The sequence below is a fragment of the Nonomuraea sp. bgisy101 genome, assembly GCF_057708945.1.
The window spans coordinates 16,064-35,727 of sequence record NZ_JBYITD010000010.1; the positions used below are offsets into that span (position 1 = coordinate 16,064).

Annotated in this window: 18 protein-coding genes; 11 read left to right on the forward strand and 7 right to left on the reverse strand. The window is 70.1% G+C overall.

Annotated features, from left to right (window positions below):
- The first annotated feature begins 38 nt into the window (after nt 1-38).
- Nucleotides 39-1,718, forward strand: coding sequence for a SulP family inorganic anion transporter (locus AC3EO4_RS19900; protein WP_431897005.1), 1,680 nt, complete (start codon nt 39-41; stop codon nt 1,716-1,718).
- A gap of 98 nt (nt 1,719-1,816) precedes the next feature.
- On the opposite strand, the gene AC3EO4_RS19905 is transcribed toward AC3EO4_RS19900, so the two are convergent.
- Entirely contained in the window at nt 1,817-2,443 is a 627-nt protein-coding gene (locus AC3EO4_RS19905) for a DUF6114 domain-containing protein (protein WP_431897007.1), read from the reverse strand.
- Between the two features lie 34 nt (nt 2,444-2,477).
- Nucleotides 2,478-3,074, reverse strand: coding sequence for a DUF6230 family protein (locus AC3EO4_RS19910; RefSeq protein ID WP_379578170.1), 597 nt, complete (start codon nt 3,072-3,074; stop codon nt 2,478-2,480).
- Nucleotides 3,075-3,428: 354 nt separating this feature from the next.
- Here AC3EO4_RS19910 and AC3EO4_RS19915 point away from each other — a divergent pair, with 354 nt between their 5' ends.
- From AC3EO4_RS19915 to AC3EO4_RS19925, 3 genes are all read left to right on the forward strand, one after another.
- The gene (locus AC3EO4_RS19915; protein WP_379578172.1) at nt 3,429-3,875 is read left to right on the forward strand and encodes a hypothetical protein; all 447 of its coding nucleotides are present in this window, start codon (nt 3,429-3,431) and stop codon (nt 3,873-3,875) included.
- 70 nt (nt 3,876-3,945) lie between these two features.
- Nucleotides 3,946-4,380: a hypothetical protein gene (locus AC3EO4_RS19920; RefSeq protein ID WP_431897010.1), complete on the forward strand. Its 435-nt coding sequence runs from the start codon at nt 3,946-3,948 to the stop codon at nt 4,378-4,380.
- 146 nt (nt 4,381-4,526) lie between these two features.
- Nucleotides 4,527-5,138, forward strand: coding sequence for a hypothetical protein (locus AC3EO4_RS19925; protein ID WP_431897011.1), 612 nt, complete (start codon nt 4,527-4,529; stop codon nt 5,136-5,138).
- Nucleotides 5,139-5,209: 71 nt separating this feature from the next.
- Here AC3EO4_RS19925 and AC3EO4_RS19930 read toward each other — a convergent pair whose 3' ends face one another.
- Nucleotides 5,210-6,916: a beta-N-acetylhexosaminidase gene (locus AC3EO4_RS19930; RefSeq protein WP_431897012.1), complete on the reverse strand. Its 1,707-nt coding sequence runs from the start codon at nt 6,914-6,916 to the stop codon at nt 5,210-5,212.
- Nucleotides 6,829-8,070 carry a Gfo/Idh/MocA family protein gene (locus AC3EO4_RS19935; RefSeq protein WP_431897014.1) on the reverse strand — a complete coding sequence of 414 codons (1,242 nt, stop codon included), beginning with the start codon at nt 8,068-8,070 and terminating at the stop codon, nt 6,829-6,831. The genes AC3EO4_RS19930 and AC3EO4_RS19935 overlap by 88 nt, the downstream gene beginning before the upstream one ends.
- Nucleotides 8,071-8,150: 80 nt before the next feature.
- On the opposite strand from AC3EO4_RS19935, the gene AC3EO4_RS19940 reads away from it, so the two are divergent.
- From AC3EO4_RS19940 to AC3EO4_RS19965, 6 genes are all read left to right on the forward strand, one after another.
- Nucleotides 8,151-9,305 (forward strand): ROK family protein, encoded by a 1,155-nt coding sequence (locus tag AC3EO4_RS19940; RefSeq protein ID WP_431897016.1) that lies wholly within the window; start codon nt 8,151-8,153, stop codon nt 9,303-9,305.
- A gap of 73 nt (nt 9,306-9,378) precedes the next feature.
- Nucleotides 9,379-9,564 carry a hypothetical protein gene (locus AC3EO4_RS19945; protein WP_431897018.1) on the forward strand — a complete coding sequence of 62 codons (186 nt, stop codon included), beginning with the start codon at nt 9,379-9,381 and terminating at the stop codon, nt 9,562-9,564.
- A 6-nt stretch (nt 9,565-9,570) separates the two neighbouring features.
- Complete coding sequence (locus AC3EO4_RS19950) at nt 9,571-10,620, forward strand: ABC transporter substrate-binding protein (RefSeq protein WP_431897340.1); 1,050 nt, start codon at nt 9,571-9,573, stop codon at nt 10,618-10,620.
- A complete protein-coding gene (locus tag AC3EO4_RS19955) occupies nt 10,617-11,564 on the forward strand; it encodes a carbohydrate ABC transporter permease (RefSeq protein WP_431897020.1) in 948 nt (315 codons plus the stop codon). The genes AC3EO4_RS19950 and AC3EO4_RS19955 overlap by 4 nt, the downstream gene beginning before the upstream one ends.
- The gene (locus AC3EO4_RS19960) at nt 11,557-12,381 is read left to right on the forward strand and encodes a carbohydrate ABC transporter permease (protein ID WP_431897022.1); all 825 of its coding nucleotides are present in this window, start codon (nt 11,557-11,559) and stop codon (nt 12,379-12,381) included. The genes AC3EO4_RS19955 and AC3EO4_RS19960 overlap by 8 nt, the downstream gene beginning before the upstream one ends.
- A 115-nt stretch (nt 12,382-12,496) precedes the next feature.
- Entirely contained in the window at nt 12,497-13,558 is a 1,062-nt protein-coding gene (locus AC3EO4_RS19965; protein WP_431897024.1) for an endonuclease/exonuclease/phosphatase family protein, read from the forward strand.
- A 69-nt stretch (nt 13,559-13,627) separates the two neighbouring features.
- On the opposite strand, the gene AC3EO4_RS19970 is transcribed toward AC3EO4_RS19965, so the two are convergent.
- Entirely contained in the window at nt 13,628-13,801 is a 174-nt protein-coding gene (locus AC3EO4_RS19970; protein WP_379580335.1) for a CsbD family protein, read from the reverse strand.
- A 102-nt stretch (nt 13,802-13,903) separates the two neighbouring features.
- On the opposite strand from AC3EO4_RS19970, the gene AC3EO4_RS19975 reads away from it, so the two are divergent.
- The gene (locus AC3EO4_RS19975; protein WP_431897026.1) at nt 13,904-14,791 is read left to right on the forward strand and encodes an alpha/beta fold hydrolase; all 888 of its coding nucleotides are present in this window, start codon (nt 13,904-13,906) and stop codon (nt 14,789-14,791) included.
- On the opposite strand, the gene fxsT is transcribed toward AC3EO4_RS19975, so the two are convergent.
- Nucleotides 14,760-18,578, reverse strand: coding sequence for an FxSxx-COOH system tetratricopeptide repeat protein (fxsT, locus tag AC3EO4_RS19980; RefSeq protein WP_431897028.1), 3,819 nt, complete (start codon nt 18,576-18,578; stop codon nt 14,760-14,762). The genes AC3EO4_RS19975 and fxsT overlap by 32 nt on opposite strands.
- Nucleotides 18,575-19,657 (reverse strand): TIR-like protein FxsC, encoded by a 1,083-nt coding sequence (locus AC3EO4_RS19985; RefSeq protein ID WP_379580338.1) that lies wholly within the window; start codon nt 19,655-19,657, stop codon nt 18,575-18,577. Before AC3EO4_RS19985 ends, fxsT begins: the two co-directional genes overlap by 4 nt.
- Between the last annotated feature and the right edge of the window lie 7 nt (nt 19,658-19,664).

Below are 19,664 nucleotides of genomic sequence, written 5' to 3' on the forward strand. Positions count from 1 at the left end.
TAGGGATCCCCGGCTGTCGCCGGACACATGATGATGAGATGGGCGCAGGTGTCAGGTCCGCGACGAGAGCGATCCCGCTTCTCGGCCAGCTGGGACAGTACTCGGCACGCTCGCTACGCGCGGACATCGTCGCCGCGCTCGTCATCTCGGTCACCCTGCTTCCCCAGGCGCTGGGTTACGGCGCCCTGGCCGGGCTGCCGCCGGCCGCCGGCCTGTACACAGCGCTGGGCGCCGCGACGGTCTTCGCCCTGCTCACCCGTACGCGGTTCGTGTCGGTGGGGCCCTCGTCGACGCTGGCGCTCCTGACCTTCAGCGTGGTGCACGAGCGAGCGGGCTCCGATGTCGCCAGGGCGACGGCGCTCGCGGCGGTTCTGTCGCTCCTGATGGGGATGTGGTGCCTGGTCGGGGCGGCACTGCGGTTGCAGGGCTTCTCCGACTTCCTGTCGGCGCCGGTGATGCTCGGGTACCAGGCCGGGGTGGCGGTGGAGGTCATCGCCGGGCAGCTGGGGCCGCTGCTGGGGGTCGCGACGCACGGGACCGATCCGCTCGGCAAAATGTGGCAGGTCTGCACTCACCTGGAGCAGGTCAAGCCGTTCACCGCGGCGATGGGTCTGGGCGCGGTGGTCGCGCTCGTCCTGCTCAAGCGCTGCGTGTCCGCCCTGCCCGGTGGGCTGGTGGTCTGCCTGACCGCGATCGCGCTGTCAGCCGCGTTCGGGCTGGCCCGTTACGGCGTCGCGGTGGTCGGGCCGGTGTCCGGCGGCCCGCCCTCCCTCGCGCGGCTCTACACGAGCCTTGAGGACGTGTGGGCGCTGCTGATCCCCGCGGCGGGCATGGCCCTCGTCGCCTCTGTCGAGACCGTGAGCGCCGTCCGCCGGACCACGGGCTCCGGCGAACACGTCTCTCTCGACCGGGAGTCCGCCGCCCTGGGCGCGTCGAGCATCGCCTCGGGCGCGCTGGGCGGCTTCCCGCCCATGGCGAGCACCTCGCGAAGCCTGTCAGCCCGCGGCGCCGGCGCGCACTCCCAGCTCTTCTCGCTCGTGGCCGCGGGCATCGTCGTCTTCGTCCTGTTCACCGGCGGGCCGATCATGGCGCTGCTGCCGATGGCGGTGCTGTCGGCCATCGTCATCGTGGGCGCGCCCAAACTCGTCGACGTCCCCGGCTTCGTGCGGCTATGGCGGAGCTACCGCGTGGAGAGCGTCATCGCGCTCATCAGCATGGCAGGGGTGCTGGCCTTCGGCGTACTGGTGGGCCTGCTCGTCGCGGTGGTGCTGTCGGTCGCCCAGTTGCTGCGCCGCGCCGCCCGTCCGCATGACGCCGTCCTCAGTGTCACCGGTGACGACGGTCAGGCCCATGAGCTCGCCGGGCGGCCGTCGCCGCATCCGGACATCCTCATCTACCGCGCCGACGCTCCGCTGTTCTTCGCCAACGCCGCATGGATCCGGCAGCGGCTCCTCACGTCGGTCGCGGCCGGGTCGCCGCCGCCACGGTGCGTCATCCTGGACTTCGAGGCGGTGTTCTACATGGATGCCACCGCCGCCGACGTTCTGGCCCAGCTCACGCTCGACCTGCGGGCGCTCGGCTGCCGGGTCGCGCTGGCGCGTGTGCACGAGCCCGTCCTGGGGCAACTACGAGCCAACCCGTACCACGACGGCGCCACCCAGCGGCTCCCCGTCTTCCCGAGCGTCCGCGAAGCCTTCACCGCCATGCGAGAGCCGTGAACCTGCCGGACCGCGAAGCCTTCACCGCCATGCGAGAGCCGTGAACCTGCCGGACCGCGAAGCCTTCACCGCCATGCGAGAACCGTGAATCTGCGGCCTCACCTCGCCGACTTCCCCAGTTCCGCGACAGCGTCCACGTTCGCGTTCGCGTTCGCGTCCGCCGGACGCGCGTCAGCGTTCGCGGGACGAGCGTTCGCGTCCGCCGGACGAGCATCGGCGCGGACCCGCGTCACTGACGCCGACCACCGCGGGCGCCTGCCCTGGTCGCCGATCACCGCCCGGCTCAGCGCGCTCGTGCGCGACAGGGCCACCCGCGCCGCGGCGAGCACGGTCCGGACGTCGAGGGTGTCGAGGCGCGTGTCCGGCCGGCTGGCAGGGGTCCACGCGACCGCCAGCATGCCGCCGAGCAGGCCGAAGGTCATGCCGACCAGGAAACCGCCCAGGTTGGAGTAGACGAAGGACGCCATCGACAGCAGCACGGCGACCAGGCCGAGGAACACCCGCTGGCCAGGCTGAAACCAGACGAGCACGCCCACGATCATCATGATCAGGGCGATCAGGTAGGTCGCTCCCACCGTGCCGAACCTGATGGCCACCGACAGCGCGTTGACGGTCAGCGGGATGGAGAGCAGCTCCATCCCCGCCACCAGGATGAACAGCCCGCCCCAGAACGGCCTTGAACGCCGCCACGACTTCATGATCTTCCACCCTCCGGCTCGCGTCATGACCGGTCTCCCACGGCGACGGGGCCGATCCCGCCTAGAAGCACTCGTGTACGCCGGGCATCACCTTGATGCCGAGATCGGGCAGGCTGAAGGTCGCGGCCGTGACCGCCCACGCGCTCAGCTTGACGTTGCGGAGCGTGAGCGCCCTGCCCTGCCCGCCGAAGGTGCCGGCCGGGCCCCTGACCCCGGGAACCTCGTCCAGAGTGCTGGCGTCCCTGCCCAGCTCGATGTCCCTGAGAGAGGCCGCGCTCTGGGCCGCCGCCACGTCGACCACCAGGTCATCGACCGTCACCTCGTTCCCGCCGAGGCCGCCGGTGATCCTGACGGTCACGGCGCCCAGAGGGGTCTTCATGAGCACGCTCTGGCACAGGTCGGTCGCCACGGCTCGCCGGACGCCGGTCACCACGACGGGTATGACCTGGCCCTTCTTGGTGCGCACCACGCCGCCGGCCAGCGCGAAGCCCTGACCGCGCAGCTCGCCGGTGAAGAGCTTGAACGTGTCGCCTGAGACCACGAACGTCGCGCCGATGACGCCCTGAGCCATGGCGCCGATCAGCAGTGATGTCATGGCCGCGACAGGAACGAAGATGAGACCGAAGCGCTTCCAGCGCACGCGTCCCTGCTCAGCCATGAGTCCGCTCCGTATCACTCTGCTCCACGTGGGGCCAGCGGTCCGTCACAGAGAGTCACAGTCTGGCCTGTTGTCGAGCATGGTGAGGTACACGACCTTTGTCGACAGACTCGCCGGGCTTTGCGGGACTTCTCACCCGCGGCTGGACAAACTTGCCGAAGACCTGAAAGACCGTTGATCAGTGGACCTCGCGGCCCGCCGCCCGCGTGGCGTCCGAGGACGCTTGGAGCGCAGGTCAGTCTGTGTTTAGGCTGCGGCTGACGTGCCGGCCGCGGCCGGCCGCCTCGTCAGCGACAGCAGTACGGCGCGCGGAACCGCCGCCCGTCGGCACGAGGGACCGAAGGGGGTTCCGCCATGGCCGCCATTGTGGAGACGCTGCTGCCCATGGGCGGCGTCCTCGTGGGCGCCGCCGCCACCCTCCTTGGCCAGCTGGTGGCCACGAGAGAGAGGAAGAGGGAGGTCGACGCCGCCGGCGAAGCCACCATGCGAGAAGAACGCAAACACGCGATCTTGGACTTCCTGGACATCAGCCAGCAGGTGGGGACCATCGCCATGCGGCGCCACCTCGGAGATGAGCTGCCCGAGGATGTTCACGCGAAGACCGACCTGATGTGGCTCCGCCAGAAATACATCGAGATCGCGGGAAGCCCCGCCCTGCAGCGCGTCACACGCGAGTTCGCCGACCGTCTGATGACCGCCACGTATCGGGAGGTTCCGGCGGGGATACCGCTGCGGCAGTACCTGGAGGAGGGCCGCACCCCCGTCATAGAGGCGGCCCGCGAGGAGCTGGGTTTCGCCTAGCCGGCCACCGAGCGCTGGAGCCCCACGACCGCGGCGTCGCTACATTGGGGTCAACGGGCGACCAAGGGTGGTGAAGGCGATCAGCAGGCGCAGAAGTCCGCAGGAGAAGAAGCTGCTGAGCTATACCAAGGACCGCCGGAACGACTACGGCGAGAACGACAAGAGCTCCCGCAAGGCCATCCGCCGGAACAAGAGCGCCCCTCATCGTGCCAACAGGCGGCACGTGAGCCAGACGCTCATCGCGATCACGGGCGTCGTCGACGAGACGGCCGAAGAGTCCGCTGTGCTGCGTCTCGAGGTCAAGCGCCCGAAGACGTGGAAGAAGTGGCGCGACGCGGTGCTCGGCGTGATCGTCCAGGACCGGCTTGAGCGAAGGGCGCGCCTGGGCATCGACGACCAGGCCAGGAACGCCGAACGCATCCAGCGGGTCCGCCGGCGGTTGCGACTGCCGACCGACCAGGACCAGCTCACCGTCTTCGACCCGGAGCGGGCACCGCGCCGCTGACGCTCTGATCTACCGCGGGCGGGTCACGATGCCCAGCGCCGAGGTCAGACTGCTCCCCGGATGGTCTCTGACACACTCCAGTGAACATTTCGTCTCCGCATGCCATCTAACCCCGACAAAGATCCACATAACGGGGAGGCACAACCATGCGGATCGCACTGGTGCTGGCGGGGGTCGCGGTGGCGGGGGCGCTCACGAGCCAGCCCGCCGTGGCAGAGAGCACGTCCATCCCGAAGAACTTCCTGCAGTACGAGAAGGAGGCGCGCAAGGACGTCAAGCACAAGCACTGGTACGTCAACGAGGGCGAGAACCGCGACCTGATCGAGGTCGAGAACCTCCAGTGCGACGACTCCAAGCTCCGGGGCTGGATCGACCGCAGGGACGTCTCGTACGACCCGGAGATCGGCGGCGGGGAGAGGACCGACTCCAAGTGGGGCGAGCAGGTCTTCCTGTTCGCCGACGCCGGCCGGGCGGGCAGGATGCTGCGGCAGATGCGCGAGCGCATGGAGGGCTGCGACGGCATCACGATCACGCAGCCGGTGATCGGCGACGGCGCGATCACCGGCTCGCGCACGGTCGGGCCCACGAAGAGCCAACCGATCGCGCAGACGCAGAAGTTCGTCGCCGTCAGGAAGGGCGCCGCGGTTGCCCTCTACTGGGACCTGCACAACCAGGCGAAGGCGCAGCGGACGATGGCCCAGCACCTGGCGGACGCCAAGCGGATGGCCGCCAAGCTCTGCGACCTCGGCGGCTGCTGAGCCCCCTCCCTCGGAACTCGCCGACATGCCGGCGCGGGCACGGCGAACCGAGGGAGCGGGGCCAGGAGGGCTTACCCGGGTCCAGGACCGTAGCGGGCGACGATGTTGGCCGTCCAGGCGGCCACCTCCTCGTCGACCTCCGCGCGGCTGCGGGGGCGGCCGGGCGCGTCGGGACGCGACTGCCAGGGTCGGGGGCCGGTGGCGGGGCGGTACTCGACGCCCACGGCGTCCAGGCGGCGTTCGTGGGCGCGCAGGCGGTCCTCGAAGTCGACGAAGTCCCGCCCCCTCGGACCCCAGACGATCTCGGCGAAGGCGGCCAGGCGGGGGAAGGCCATATAGTCCAGCAGCCGGGGCGAGTCGATGTGCTCGGTCCACAGGTTGGCCTGCGCGCCGATGATCCGCTCGGCCTCCTCGGGGGTGAGGCCGGGCGGGACGGGCTCGACCTCGTACACGTCCCGCAGGGTGGTGACGCTGCCGATGGGGACGGGCTCGGCGGGGTCGGCCGACTGGCGGAAGTCGAGGTACAGCTCGGTGAACGGGCACACCACCACGTCGTGCCCTAGCCTGGCCGCGGTCACGGCGCCGAACGACCCCCGCCAGGCCGCCACGGTCGTGCCGCGCGGCGGGCCGCCCTCGAGGATCTCATCCCATCCGTACGGCTTGCGCCCCCTGGCCAGCAGGTATTCGGTGAACTGCCCGATCAGCCAGCTCTGCAGTTCGTCCTCGTCGCGCAGCCCCAGCTCCCGCATGCGTTCCTTGGCCTCGACGCTGTCGCGCCACTGGCCCTTGGGCGCCTCGTCCCCGCCCACGCAGATGTACTCGCCGGGGAACAGCTCCATGACCTCGTCCAGCACCGCCTGGAAGAAGGCGATGGTGTCGTCCGCCACGTTGAGGGTGTTCTCGCCGACGCCCCACTCGGTCCTGACGGGCAGCGGCTCGGCGAGGTTGCCCAGCTCCGGATAGGCTGCGATGGCGGCCTGGGCGTGCCCCGGCAGGTCGATCTCAGGCACGATCGTGACGTACCGGTCGGCCGCGTAGGCGACGAGCTCCCTGATGTCGTCCTGGGTGTAGTAGCCGCCGTGCGGCCGCCCGTCGTAGGTCCCGTGGACGACCGACCCGACGGGCGACTCGGTCCGCCAGCCGCCGACGTCGACCAGCAACGGATAGCGCCTGATCTCCAGCCGCCACCCCTGGTCGTCGGTGAGGTGCAGGTGCAGCACGTTGAGCTTGTGCATGGCCAGCAGGTCGATGTAGCGCAGCAGCTCGTTCTTGGGCAGGAACCTGCGGGCGACGTCGATCAGCACGCCGCGCCACGCGAAGCGGGGCCGGTCCTCGATGGTCACTGCGGAGACGGTCCACGGGCCCGCCGTGGTCCTGCCCGCTCTGAAGGCGTCGGCGGGCAGGAGCTGGCGCAGCGTCTGCACGCCGTAGAAGGCCCCCGCGGGCCCGCCCGCCTCGATCACGACCCGGTCCGCCCGTACGGCGAGGCGGTACTCCTCCTCTCCCATGCGGCCGTCGTGGCGCAGCTCGATGCCGCCGGGTCCCGGCGGGAGCGCGAATCCGGTGGCCGCGCCGAGGACGCCGCGCAGCCAGCGGGCGGCCCGCTCGAAGCCGGGGTCGGCGTGCAGCGCGGTGCCCTCGTCCAGGACGAACCGGCCGTCGGCGGGGTGGGCGTGCAGCGGTCGGGGGATCACAGCGCCTGCACCGTCCCCGTCTCGCGGGCCCGCTCGGCCGCCCACGTCAGCAGGTGGCCGTCGAGCGCCTCGCCGGGGTCGCATCCCAGCACGCCCTGGTCGCCGGTGGCGACCGCGTCGAGGAACGCGGTGGTCAGGCCCGTGTCGCCGCCGCCGTGCCCGCCTGCCATCGAGGCGCCGCCCGCGTAGGCGTCGATCCGCCGCTCGCCGCCCGTGCGGAAGTCGACCACCGTGATCGTCCTGCCGTCACCTTCCAGGTGGCCGTGGCTGCCGAACAGCCGGGTGCGGCGGTGCTCCATCGGAGTGAAGGCGGTCATCGTGAACGAGGCGGTGACACCGCCCTCGAACTCGATGTTCACCACCTGGTGGTCCACCACGTCGTTGTCGCAGGTGTAGACGCATCTGCCGTACGGGCCCGTCGCCAGTGCCGCCGTGACACCCGCGGGCGTGGCGTCGGTGGTGACCGCCGACAGCGGCCAGAACTCGGCGGAGGGGTCGCCGAGACAGCCGAGGTAGAGGCGGGTCGCGGAGTAGGGGCAGGTGGGTTCGGCCGCGCAGTCGACGCAGCGCTCACCCGCGTTCTCTGGCCGGTTCTCGGGCCTGAAGTGCAGCAGGTTGCCGAAGGAGGAGACTCTGACCGGGCGCAGGCCGACGATGTGCAGCAGCCAGTCCATGTCGTGGCAGGACTTGGTGAGCAGCATCGGCCCCGACTCGTCCGCGCGCCGCCACGCGCCGCGGACGAAGGAGTGCGCCTGGTGCCACCAGCCCACGGGCTCCAGATGCTGCACGCTCGCCAACTGGCCGAGCACGCCCGAGTCCACGACGTCCCTGATCGCGCGGGTGTAGGGGGTGTAGCGCATGACGTGGCCGACCGCGAGGATCACCTTGTTCTCCCGCACGGCCGCCACGATCGCCCTCGCGTCCGCCTCCTCGGGGGCCATCGGCTTCTCCAGCAGGATGTGGTAGCCCAGCCGCGCGAAGGCGACGGCGGGTTCCGCGTGCATCCGGTCCTGGGTCGCGATCACCACCGCGTCGGCCTGCCTGTCCACCGCGGCCAGCTCGGCCCAGTCGGCGAAGATCCCGTCCTCCGGGACGCCGAACTCCGCGGCGAACGACCGCCGCCGCCCGGGATCCGGCTCGGCGACGGCGACGACCCTGCCCTTCCCGATCCGCACCGCCTCGCGGGCGTAGCGCAGGCCCCGCATGCCCGCGCCGACCACCGCAAGATTGACGACCACTGTTTCTCCCCCCGATGCGGTGACTAATAATGGACTTCATCATTAGTTCTCAGGAATCCGATCACGTCAAGAGGTGGACCGTGGAAGTCAGCGGAGGAGATCTCCAGAGGCTGCGCCAGCTCAACTCGCTGGCCTGCCTTCGGGTGCTGCGCGAGGCGGCGCCGCTGACGGTCGCCGAGCTGTCCAAGAGAACGGGCCTGTCCCGGGCCTCGGCTGTCGAGGTGGTCGCCGACCTGCGCGAACGCGGCTGGGTCGCCGAGGTGCCGCCGGCCCAGGGAGCCATGGGCAGGCCCGCGCGCCGCTACCGCTTCCGGTCCGACGCGGGCCATGTGCTCGGCCTCGACATCGGCGTGCACAAGGTCCTGGCCGCGATCACCGACCTGAACGGCGAGGTCGTCGCCAGCGGCAGGACCTCCGTGAGCCCGGACGTGCCGCGCAGGGAACGGCTGGCCGCCGTGGACCGCGCCACCGCCGCCTGCCTGTCGATGGCGGGGCTGAGCCCTCGCGACATCTGGGCGGTCGCCGTGGGCACGGTGGGCGTGGTGAACCGCAAGGGCCGGGTGACCACCGTCCATTCGATACCCGACTGGGCGGGCGTCGACCTGACCGCGCACTTCAAGGCGGCGTTCGACGTGCCGGTCCTGGTCGCCAACGACAGCAAGCTGGCCGCGCTCGCCGAGCAGCGGATGGGTGTGGCCCGCGACGTGCGCGACCTGGTCTACCTGCACGTCGGCAGGCGGCCTGGCGCCGCGCTCATCCTCGACGGCAGGCTGCACCACGGGTTCGGCGGCGGGGCGGGCGAGGTGGGCCTGCTGGAGGCGGTGCGCTGGCTGGGCATGGGCGAGCACCTCGAAGGGCTGCCCTCGTTCGCCGGCTCGCCGCCCGACCAGGTGGCGGGCCTGGTGTTCGGCGCGGCGAGGAACGGCGACCCCGAAGCGGTCGCGGCGGTGGAGCGCTACGCCGGCGACCTGGCGGTGGGCACGGCGGCCATGGTGCTCACCCTCGACCCCGAGCTGGTCGTGCTGGGCGGTGGTTTCTCCCGGTCGGGCGACGTACTGCTGGAGCCGCTGCGGCGCGCCCTGGAGCCGCTCTGCCTGCGGATGCCGGAGCTGCGCCTGTCGGCTCTGGGCGAGAACTGCGTGGTGCTGGGCGCCGCGTGCATGGCCATCGACGAGGTCAACGCGCTGCTGCTGTCGGCCGACGACCCGATGGAGCGAGCGCGACTTTATGACTAAGTCTTGACGATTAATGCTCCGTGTCCATACTTACGATGCAAAGCCTCGAAAGTATCCCCCCACGGAGGCCCACATGGCTCGACGCCTGTCGTGCCTGATCGCCGGCGCGTCGCTGGCAGCGCTCGCCGCTTGCGGCGGCAGCGACTCGTCCGACTCCGCAGGTCCCGTCGAGATCACCTACGGGATCTGGGACGTCGACCAGCAGCCGGCCCTCGAACAGGTGGCCGCGGCATTCACCAAGGCCCACCCCGGCATCTAGGTCAAGATCCAGACGACCGGCTGGGACGACTACTGGGCCAAGCTGAAGGCCGCCGCCACCGGCGGGGTCGCGCCCGACGTGTTCTGGATGAACGGCTCCAACATCAAGCTCTACGCCTCCAACGGCATGCTGCTCCCGCTCACCGGCAAGCGGGACCTGTCGGTCTACCCCAAGGCGCTGGTCGACCTCTACACCTACGAGGGCACCACGTACGGCCTGCCGAAGGACTTCGACACGATCGGCCTCTGGTACAACAAGAAGCTGTTCGACGCCGCCGGAGTGAAGTACCCAGACGCGTCGTGGACCTGGGCCGACGTGCAGTCCGCCGCCAAGAAGCTCACCAAGCAGGACGGCAGCGTGTACGGCATCGCCGCCGCCCTCAACAACCAGGCCGGGTTCTACAACACCATCGCCCAGGCCGGCGGCTACGTCCTGTCCCCCGACGGCACCAGGTCGGGCTACGACCAGCCTGCCGCCATCGAGGGCATCAGGTTCTGGACCGACCTCATCAAGAACGGCCTGTCCCCGACCCAGCAGCAGATGACCGACACCGAGCCGACCGTGATGTTCGAGTCGGGCAAGGTCGCGATGTACTACGGCGGCAGCTGGTACGCGGGCAGGTTCCACAAGAACCCCTCCACCAAGGACACCGTGGACGTCGCCCCGCTGCCCGCAGGCAGGACCAAGGCGGTCGTCACCCACGGCGTGGCCAACGTCGTGTCGGCCAGGTCCGCGCACAAAGAGGCCGCGACGGCGTTCGCCGACTTCCTCGGCGGCAAGGAGGCCGCCGAGATCGCCGGCAAGGCAGGCTCGTTCATCCCCGCCTACACCGGCACCCAGCAGGCCTGGATCGACGCCGCACCGCAGTTCAAGCTGAAGATCTTCATCGACCAGCTCGACGTCTCCTTCCCCTGGCCCGGCTCCAAGAACACGCCCGCCTGGATGGATGAGGAGGCGCCGGTGCTCACCAAGGCGTGGACCGGCGAGATCACCCCGGAGGCGGCCGCCACCACGCTCGCCGCCACCATGAACAGCGCCCTCGGCGCCGAACGATGACCGCCACCGCCCAGCCGCTCACCGAGCCCCGCCGGGCGACCGCTCCCCCCGGCGGGCGCCGCCCTCGCCGCAGGGCGACGGAGGCGAGGTGGGGCCTGTTCATGATCGCCCCGCTCGGGCTCGGGCTGGCGGTGTTCTACCTGTGGCCGATGCTGCAGACGTTCTACTTCGGCTTCACCGAGTGGGGTCCGTTCGGCGACAGCACCTGGACGGGGCTGGACAACTACCGGCGGCTGCTGACCGATGGGAAGGTCTGGGCAGCGCTGCGCAACAGCCTGGCCTACACCGGCCTTGTCCTCCTGGGCGTCCCCCTGGCACTGGTGTTCGCCGTCCTGCTCGACCAGCGGAAGCTGCGCGGCCGCGGCCTGTTCCGCACGCTGTACTTCCTGCCGGTGGTCACGATGCCGAGCGCGGTCGCGCTGCTGTGGCAGTACCTCTACAACGGCGACTTCGGTCTGGTGAACCAGGCGCTGGCGACGGTGGGCGTGGCCGGCCCGTCGTGGGCGTCCGATCCGGGCACGGCGATGTTCGCGCTGGCGGCGATCGGCGTCTGGATGGGCTTCGGCTACAACCTGGTGATCCTCATGGCCGGGCTGCAGACCGTGCCCAGGCAGCTCTACGAGGCCGCGGCCATCGACGGCGCGGGGACGGTCAGGCAGTTCGTGTCGGTCACGGTGCCGATGATCAGCCCGACCGTCTTCTTCGTCTCGGTCATCACGGTCATCAACGGGCTGCAGATGTTCGACCTGGTGTACCTGATGATGCCGCCAGGCAGCCCCGCGCTGCCGGCCACCCAGACCATCGTGCACCTGTTCTACCAGAAGTCCTTCGTCCAGAACGATCCCGGATACGGCGCGGCCATCGCCGTCCTGCTGTTCGTGGTCGTCGGGCTGCTGACCGTCCTGCAGTTCCGGCTCCAGCGCAGGTGGGTGCACCGTGGCTAGCCGTCGTGGCGCTCTCGTCGTCTCCTACGTGGTGCTGGCCATCGGCGCGGTCCTGGTGGTGGGACCGTTCGCCTGGCAGCTCCTCACCTCGTTCAAGACCTATCCCGACTCGGTGCGGGTCCCGCCCTCGCTGCTGCCCACCGTCTGGGACGCCTCCGGCTACGCCAGGGTCTTCGAGCTGGTTCCCCTGGATCGGCAGTTCGTCAACACCGCGCTGATGGCCGCGGGCCGTACCGTGGCGCAGCTCGTCATCTGCTCGCTGGCGGCCTTCGCCTTCGCGCGCCTGGAGTTCCCCGGGAGGCGGTTCTTCTTCGGGCTCTTCCTGGTGGTGCTGATGGTGCCTGCGCAGCTGTTCGTCATCCCGCAGTTCCTCATCGTGCAGCGGCTGGGCTGGCTCAACTCGATGGCGGCGCTCGTCGTGCCAGGGATGTTCAGCGCGTTCGGCACCTTCATGCTGCGCCAGTTCTTCGCCGGGCTGCCGCGCGAGCTGGACGAGGCGGCCGAGATCGACGGATGCGGGCCGCTGCGCCGCTACTGGCGGGTCCTGCTGCCGCTCTGCCGTCCCGGGCTGCTCGCACTGGCCGTCCTGACCCTCCTGTGGTCGTGGAACGACCTGCTGTGGCCGCTCATCGTCACCACCGATCCCGAGAGCACGACGCTCTCCGCGGGCCTGGCCACGCTCAGTGGCCAGCACAACGTCGAGTACCCGACGGTCATGGCGGGCGCGCTGCTGGCGACCGCTCCCGTGATCGTCATCTTCTCCATCCTGCAGAAACAGATCATCGAAGGCATCGCGACCACCGGCAGCAAGGGCTGAATCCTCCCCCGAAAGGTGCGCCATGCGCAGAATTCTGCTGTTCGTTGTACTCCTGCTCCCGTTATGTCTGACCTCCTCACCGGCGGCCGCGGCCGTACCCGCGCGACCGAAGGTCATGCACTTCAACCTCGCCGGCGGCGAGTGGTGGAAGGGCTCCAGAATCCCCGTCGACTCCATCGCGGCCACCGCCCGGCAGACGCAGCCGGACGTGATCTCGCTCAGCGAGCTCTGCTACGACCAGTTCACCGCCCTGCGCGACGCGCTCAAGCCGCTGGACGCCGGCGGCTGGCAGATCAAGGGGTGGGGCTTCGTCACCGAGGCCAACAGCACGAAGTACACCCGATGCCTCGGGCTGCGGGGCACCTCGGAACCCTGTTACGCGGCGGGGACCTGCCACCTGGCGATCGGCTCGGCGATCCTGACCCGGCGCGACGCCTGGGCGGGAACCACCTGGGACCTGCCCAGCTTCGTCCGCGGCGACGGCGCCCTCTACAAGCTGTACTGCCTGCACACGTGGCTGCCGGTGGAGAACTCCCCGTTACGGCTGCAGCACTCGCAGGCCTGCACCACACACTTGGACCCCACCGGCGGCGTCGTGGAGACCTCCAGGATGGACAACGGCTGGACCTCCTTCTGCCTGCCCAAGACCACCGGGTGGGCGGGTGAGGACATCAGGCACTGCCAGGCGAGCGTGATCCGCGCCAGGATCGAGGAGAACCTCATGGTCCCGGACGAGAACGGCCGATACGCTCCGCTGGTCCTCGCGGGAGACATGAACAACCGCCTCGACGAACCGGCCTTCACCTCGTATCCGGAGATCCAGCAGCGGGCGGCGCAGGTCCAGACCTGGCGCAACTACTTCGGCTTCTCCGACTACCAGCTGCCGGGGACCACGCCGCTGTCGTTCCACTTCCGCGAGGCGGGCGCCGCCGAGAACCTGCCCACCTTCTGCCACGTGCTCGGCGTCCCCACGAACGCCCTGCCGCCGACCACCGTCGCCTGCGACCCTGACCGCGCCCCCGTGAAGATCGACGCCGTGCTGTTCCAGACGGAGTACTGGAACTCCCCCGCGGAGACCGTGACCGTCCAGTACAAAACCCCTGGCTCCGCCTCTTCCGGCCTGCTGTCCGATCACCGCAGGGTGGACGCCACCCTGTCGTGGAATCCACTTCCCTGAGAAAGAATCCGCTTTCCCCTAGAAACACGACGAAGGCCGGTCCCGATCGTTCGGAACCGGCCTTTCGCGTCACTTCTTGAAGGCGTCCTTCACCTTCTCGCCGGCCTGCTTGAGGCTGCCCTTGGCCCTTTCCGCCTTGCCCTTCGCCTGCATCGACTCGTTGTCGGTGGCGTCACCGACGCCCTCCTTGATCCTGCCCTTCGTCTCCTGGATCTTGTTTTTCGCCTTTTCCGTCTTCCCCATGACCCATGCCTCCCCCGGCGTGGATATTTGCCCACATTTGTAATGTCTCGCCCGTTATGCCAGCCGTACGAGTGCCCCTGGATTCTGGGCATAAACCCACCTGTGACGACGATCGTGCACACCCCCCAGGGCAGGAAACTCGCCGTCGAGGAATGGGGGTCTCCCACCGGCCGCCCCGTGTTCCTGCTGCACGGCACCCCCGGCAGCAGGCTGGGCCCCAGGCCGCGAGCCCCGGTGCTGTACCGGCTCGGCGTCCGGCTGATCACCTTCGACCGTCCCGGCTACGGCGGGTCCGACCCCGCGCGCGGACGGCGGGTCAGCGACGCGGTCGGCGACGTCAGCGCGGTCGCCGACGCTCTCGGCCTGGACACGTTCGCCGTCGTGGGCAGATCGGGCGGCGGGCCGCACGCCCTCGCCTGCGCCGCACTGCTGCCCGAGCGCACCTCGAAGGCCGCCGTGCTCGTGGGCCTCGCCCCGCGTACCGCCGAGGGTCTCGACTGGTTCGACGGGATGGCCGAGTCGAACGTGGTCGAGTACAGCGCCGCCTCCGCCGGCTACGACGTGATCGCCGAACGCCTCGGCCAGGCCGCCGCGCGGATCAGGGCCAACCCCGCCCAGCTCGTCGCGGGCCTGTTCCACGAACTGCCGGAGGCCGACCGCAGGGTGGTGGCCGACGACGGCATCAGGAAGATGCTGTGGCGCAACTTCGCCGAGGGCCTGCGGCACTCGGCGGACGGCTGGGTGGACGACGCCATGGCCTTCACCCGCCCGTGGGGCTTCGACCCCGCGGTGATCGAGACGCCGACGCTGCTGTGGCACGGCGAGGACGACGTGTTCTCGCCCGTCGCGCACTGCCGATGGCTCGGCGAGCGGATCCCCGGCTCCGTCATGGCCGTGGAGCCGGGAGCGGCCCACTTCGGCGCGCTGTCGGTGCTGCCCGACGTGCTGCGCTGGCTCGTCACGTCGGCTGGGGTTCGAGATCCCTGTTGATGCGCCGCCATTCGCGCAGCGACTCGATGTTGGGGTGGCCGGCGCCCAGCACGTCCGTCATCAGCCCGATGACCTCGCGCTGCTGGCCCGCCGAGTGCAGGGTGATCGCGAGGTTGGCCCGGCAGGCGAGCGTGTCGGGGTGCAGCGGGCCGAGCACGTCCCTGAGCAGCGCCACGGTCTCGCGTTCGAGCACCTCGGCCGCCCCGAGATCGCCGAGGTCGCCGAGGCAGTTGGCGTGGTTGACGGCGCACGACAGGGCGAAGGGATGGTCGGCCGCCAGCCGCGCCCTGAAGGCCTCCAGGGTCTCCTCGCCCAGCTCGCACGCCTGCCCTACGTCGCCTGTGCCGCGCAGGTAGGTGATGAGGTTGTTGGCCACGACGAGCGTGTAGGGGTGGGTGGCGCCCAGGCCGGCGCGGAAGTCGTCGAGGATCCCCGTGGCGATCCGCCGCGCCTGCGGCTTGTCGTCCAGCGCCGACAGGCAGCAGGCGTACTCCAGCTCGGCCGCCCTGGTCTCCGGAGACGCCGGATAGTGCAGGACGTAACGGTCGTAGGTCTCCTTGGCCAGCTCGAGCGCCTCGGCCTGCTCCCCCGCCTTGCGCAACGAGACGGCCAGGCTCTTGGCGGTGCGCAGCGTGTCGAGGAAGTCGTCTCCCAGCACGTCCTTGTATTTCTCCCACGTGTCGCGCAGTTGCTCGACCGACAGCCTGAACTGGCCCGCCTCCCTGTGGTCGCGCGCCAGGTTCGCCTGGGAGAAGAGCGTGTAGGGATGCGTCGCGCCGAGCACCGCCCTGCGCCGCTCCAGCGTCTCCTGGTCGATCTGTCTGGCCGAGAAGCAGTCGCCGACCAGCCGGTAGGAGACGGCCAGGTTGTTGGCCGCCGCCAGCGTGCGCGGGTGCTCCTCGCCGAACAGCTCCTTGAACTGGGCGTAGGTGTTCTGGTCGAGCGTGAGCGCCTGCCTGAACTCGCCGAGGCCGCGCAGGTCGGCGGCCAGGCTGCCCGAGGTCATGAGCGTGTGCGGGTGCCGCTCGCCGAGCGTGGCCCGCTGCATCGCGACGACCTGCTCGTCCTCGTCCCTCGCCGCCTTGTACCGCCCCTGCGACCTGAGCACGTTGGCCAGGTGGAAGCGCAGGTAGAGCGTCTGCCAGTGGTCGGGCCCGTGCGCGTCCAGCCAGGCCTGCTCCAGCTGGCGGCCACGTTCCAGCGCGCGTTCGAAGTTGCCGCGCTTCCACGAGTAGCGGACCGAGTCGATGAGGAGCTGCCGGGTGTCCTCGTCGCCGCACTCGGCCGCCCGCGAAGGGGTCAGGTGCGGCCAGATCAGGCTGTAGCGGGGCCAGTTCTCCGGGTCGTCCACGTCGCCCTGGCGCGGGCGCGCGCCGACGAGCACGGTGTGCACGTCATGGCAGGCGCGGGTCTGGGCCTCCTCGTCCATCTGGCTGCGGATGACGGCCTGCACCAGGCGGTGCACCTGGATGGTGTTGTCGCTCTGGTCCACCCGCGCGAGCGCGAACCTGCTGATCTCCCTGATCACGCTGCCGAGCATGAGCTTCTCGCGCAGGCTGTCGTCGTGCTCGCGCAGCAGCCGCACCATCTCGTCGCTGTAGATCATGGTCATCGAGATCGGGTCGGCTGAGAAGAACGCGCACAGCTGCAGCAGCCGCACCGCCGCGGGCGAGCGGCGCATGAGCTGGTCGAGCGAGACGTTCCATGTCGCGGCCACCGGCTTGGGTCCCCTGAAGGTGGGCAGCGCCCTGGTCAGCTCGCTTTCGAGCAGCTCGACGTAGTCGCCGGCGGGCATGCCGGTCTCGCGCAGCCACGCGCCCGCCTGGTCGACCGCCAGCGGCAGGAAACCCAGCGCCGCGGCCACCTTCTCCGCGTCGTTCTCCGGCAGTCCCTGCACCTGGCCGCGCAGGTGTTCCACGCTCTCGTCCCTGCTGAAGACGTCCACCTCCAGCGGCGCCGCCACGCTCGACCACGCGGGGTTGCGCGAGGTGATCAGCACATGGCCCGCGGCCCCGACGGGCAGGTGGTCGGCGAGCTCGGCCAGCTCAGTGGCATTGTCGAAGATCAACAGCCACCTCTGGTACGGCTCGCCGCGCCGCAGGCTCTCCAGCACGGCCTTGACCGTCGCCTCCTCCGGCTTGATCCCGAGCCGGGGAGCGAGCTCGTCGAGGAAGTTGTCGGAGATGCCCGCGCTCTCCTCCGCCGACACCCACCACACGAGGTCGTAGTCGGCCATGAAGCGGTAGGCGTACTCCAGCGCGACCTGCGTCTTGCCGACGCCGCCGAGGCCGTACAGGGCCATGGGCAGCACCACCGCCTGCCCGGTGCCGACGAGCTGGTTGCGCAGCTCCTCCAGCACGGCCGCGCGCCCGGTGAAGGCGGCGTTGCGCGGCGGCAGGTTCCACACTCGCGGCGGGGTGCCGGGGTAGCGGGGACCGAGCGGGGCGGGCTCGGCCGGATGCTCGGGAGCCTGTCCTGCCCTGCCGAAGACCTGCAGCAGCATCTGCGCCGCCTCGCTCTCCACGAGCCGGTCGATGCGGACGCCCTCCTCGGTGGGCAGGTCACCGACCCTGATCGTCACGTGGGGCGGCGGCTCGTCGAGGAAGTGCCTGGTCCTGGGCGAGCGCTGGTAGGCGGGCGAGACCAGGGCGGCGACCCTGGCCGCGCCGGACAGCGTCTGCTCCCAGTCGGGCAGGTCGGCGCTGACGACGACGACCTTCATGCCGCTCCTGCGCAGCAGCGCCGCCACCCAGTCGGCCCACATCCTGTCCTCGGGGACGTAGCTGAGCGCCAGCGTCCCCTCCTCCTCGGGGTCGGGCGCCCTGCGCTCGAACAGCGACAGGACCTGGGCGCGCACCTCCTCGGAGACCTGCGGCAGCCCGCTGACGTCGCCGTCGGTGAGCGCGGAGGTCAGCCGCTCGTACGCGGAAAGGATCGACGAGGGCGAGGCGGCCACCTCGCCGAAGGTGGCCAGCGTCTCCTCGTAGGCGTAGAAGGGCACGTAGGGGATCTCGATGGTGGCCCAGTACTCCTCGGCGTCCACACCCTTGGGGAACCCGGCGAAGCGCCTGCGCGCCAGCGCCCGCCCCGCGTCGAGCTTCTTCTTCTCGCCCGACTCGATGCGCATCGGGACCGGCAGGATCCTGATGCCCCTGTCGCGGTAGCGCTGGTCGATGTGCCTGGCCACGGCCGCCGCGCCGTCGATGCTCTGGTCGCTGAGCGTGAAGCAGTCGACGAGCGTGTCGGGGAAGTGCACGGTGCAGATGTCGGCGATGTCGCTGAGCCCCGTGCGGCTGTCGATCAGCACGTAGTCGTAGTGGCGGCGCATGTCGGCCCGCAGCGCGTCGAGGAAGACGCCGCCACCGAGCCTTTCGTAGAAGTTGTCCCAGTCGAAGGTGGACAGCAGCGAGGAGTAGTCGCGGTTCTGGCGGCCCGCCGAGATGAAGTCGATGGTGCCGCTGCCGGGGAAGTGCTCGTACTCCAGGGACACCGCCCTCGGCAGCACCTGCGTGTACTCCAGGTGCCAGTCCGGTGCCCGCTCGACCGGCTGCAGGGCGGCGAAGGCGTAGTCGGTGATCAGCTCGATGACGCCGGGCGTCGCGCTGATCACCCCCGTGTCGAGGAAGGGGTGGAAGAACCTGTGCAGGCCGGGCGATTCGAGGTCCCAGTCGAGCGCCAGCACCTTTCTGCCGTTGGCGGCAAGGATCCAGGCGACGTTGGCCAGCGCCATCGTGCGCCCCGTGCCGCCCTTGTAGGAGTAGAACGTGATGATCCTGCCCTCGCTCATGACCACTCCTCGGGGCCGCTCAACCTCGGCTTCTCGCTCGAAGGACCAGGCGGTGGATAGCCGGGGGCCTCACGCAGCCGCCGCCACTCCGCCTGCCTGATCAGCTCGGCCAGCGCGTCCAGATCGGAGATCGGCCTGGCCTCCACCGTCTCGCGCAGCGCGCCCTCCAGCCGCCCGCGCTCCGACGCGCTCTGGAGGTCGCCGTCGTGCCACGGGACGAGCACGGGAGCCCTCAGCTCGGCCACCGCCTCTCTCACTCCCTTGTCGGCCAGCGCCCACGGGTCGAGCAGCACGACGCCCTGCTCGCCGTCGCGGTCGGCGTGCTCGTCGAGCGTGCCGACGACGGGTCGCAGGCCCTGCCTCCTGACGACCTCGGCCGCCGCCTCGGCGAGCGTGCCGGGTCCCGCGAAGGGGTTCCAGTCGAGCGGCGACCTGCCGTAGAAGCCGGGGTCCCTGTCACCTGGCAGCGCGCCCAGACGCGGCGCGACCACCGTCACGTGGTACGGCCTGCCGGTCTCGACGGTCGCGAACGCGTTCGGCTGCTCGCGGTAGTCGGGGATGGCCTGGTAGGGCACCTCCACGGTCCTGCCGACCTCGATGATCCTGCGCGCCAGCCACCAGACGCCCTCCTTGTACGCCTCGCGGAAGCGGCGCAGTTTCATGACGCCGTAGATGCCGCTTTTCGCGTACTCCTTACCGAAGGCGACGTGCTCGTAGTTGAGAATGCCCGCGCATTCGGGCACCACCGTGTCGTACAGCGGGGCCCACAGCACCGGCAGGATCGCCTCGGATCCCGGACCGCAGCGGCGGCTGAACGCGCCCCACTCCTTGCCGCAGTGCTCGCTGTCGAAGTAGGTCATCGAGTAGACGGGCACGAACACCCTGCAGGTGGACAGCGCCTGGGAGACGTGCGCGGGCCAGATGCCGCCGACGGGCACCTGTCTGTCCATGAAGCCGGGGTGCTCGACGTTGGCGACCGCGCGCACGTCGTCGGACACGTGTTTGAAGAATCGAGCGACCCAGAGGTCGCTCACGTCGTTGCGCCGGTAGCTCAGAAAGAAGTACGGGGATTCGGGCAACCCGCCT

Bases quoted from the DNA above. Each gene is read 5' to 3' on its own strand.
- AC3EO4_RS19945 (WP_431897018.1), top strand. From the start codon at position 9,379: ATGGCTCGACGCCTGTCGTGCCTGATCGCCGGCGCGTCGCTGGCAGCG.
- AC3EO4_RS19910 (WP_379578170.1), bottom strand. From the start codon at position 3,074: ATGGCTGAGCAGGGACGCGTGCGCTGGAAGCGCTTCGGTCTCATCTTC.
- AC3EO4_RS19900 (WP_431897005.1), top strand. From the start codon at position 39: ATGGGCGCAGGTGTCAGGTCCGCGACGAGAGCGATCCCGCTTCTCGGC.
- AC3EO4_RS19955 (WP_431897020.1), top strand. From the start codon at position 10,617: ATGACCGCCACCGCCCAGCCGCTCACCGAGCCCCGCCGGGCGACCGCT.
- fxsT (WP_431897028.1), bottom strand. From the start codon at position 18,578: ATGAGCGAGGGCAGGATCATCACGTTCTACTCCTACAAGGGCGGCACG.
- AC3EO4_RS19915 (WP_379578172.1), top strand. From the start codon at position 3,429: ATGGCCGCCATTGTGGAGACGCTGCTGCCCATGGGCGGCGTCCTCGTG.
- AC3EO4_RS19965 (WP_431897024.1), top strand. From the start codon at position 12,497: ATGCACTTCAACCTCGCCGGCGGCGAGTGGTGGAAGGGCTCCAGAATC.
- AC3EO4_RS19925 (WP_431897011.1), top strand. From the start codon at position 4,527: ATGCGGATCGCACTGGTGCTGGCGGGGGTCGCGGTGGCGGGGGCGCTC.
- AC3EO4_RS19970 (WP_379580335.1), bottom strand. From the start codon at position 13,801: ATGGGGAAGACGGAAAAGGCGAAAAACAAGATCCAGGAGACGAAGGGC.
- AC3EO4_RS19905 (WP_431897007.1), bottom strand. From the start codon at position 2,443: ATGACGCGAGCCGGAGGGTGGAAGATCATGAAGTCGTGGCGGCGTTCA.
- AC3EO4_RS19930 (WP_431897012.1), bottom strand. From the start codon at position 6,916: ATGCGACCCCGGCGAGGCGCTCGACGGCCACCTGCTGACGTGGGCGGC.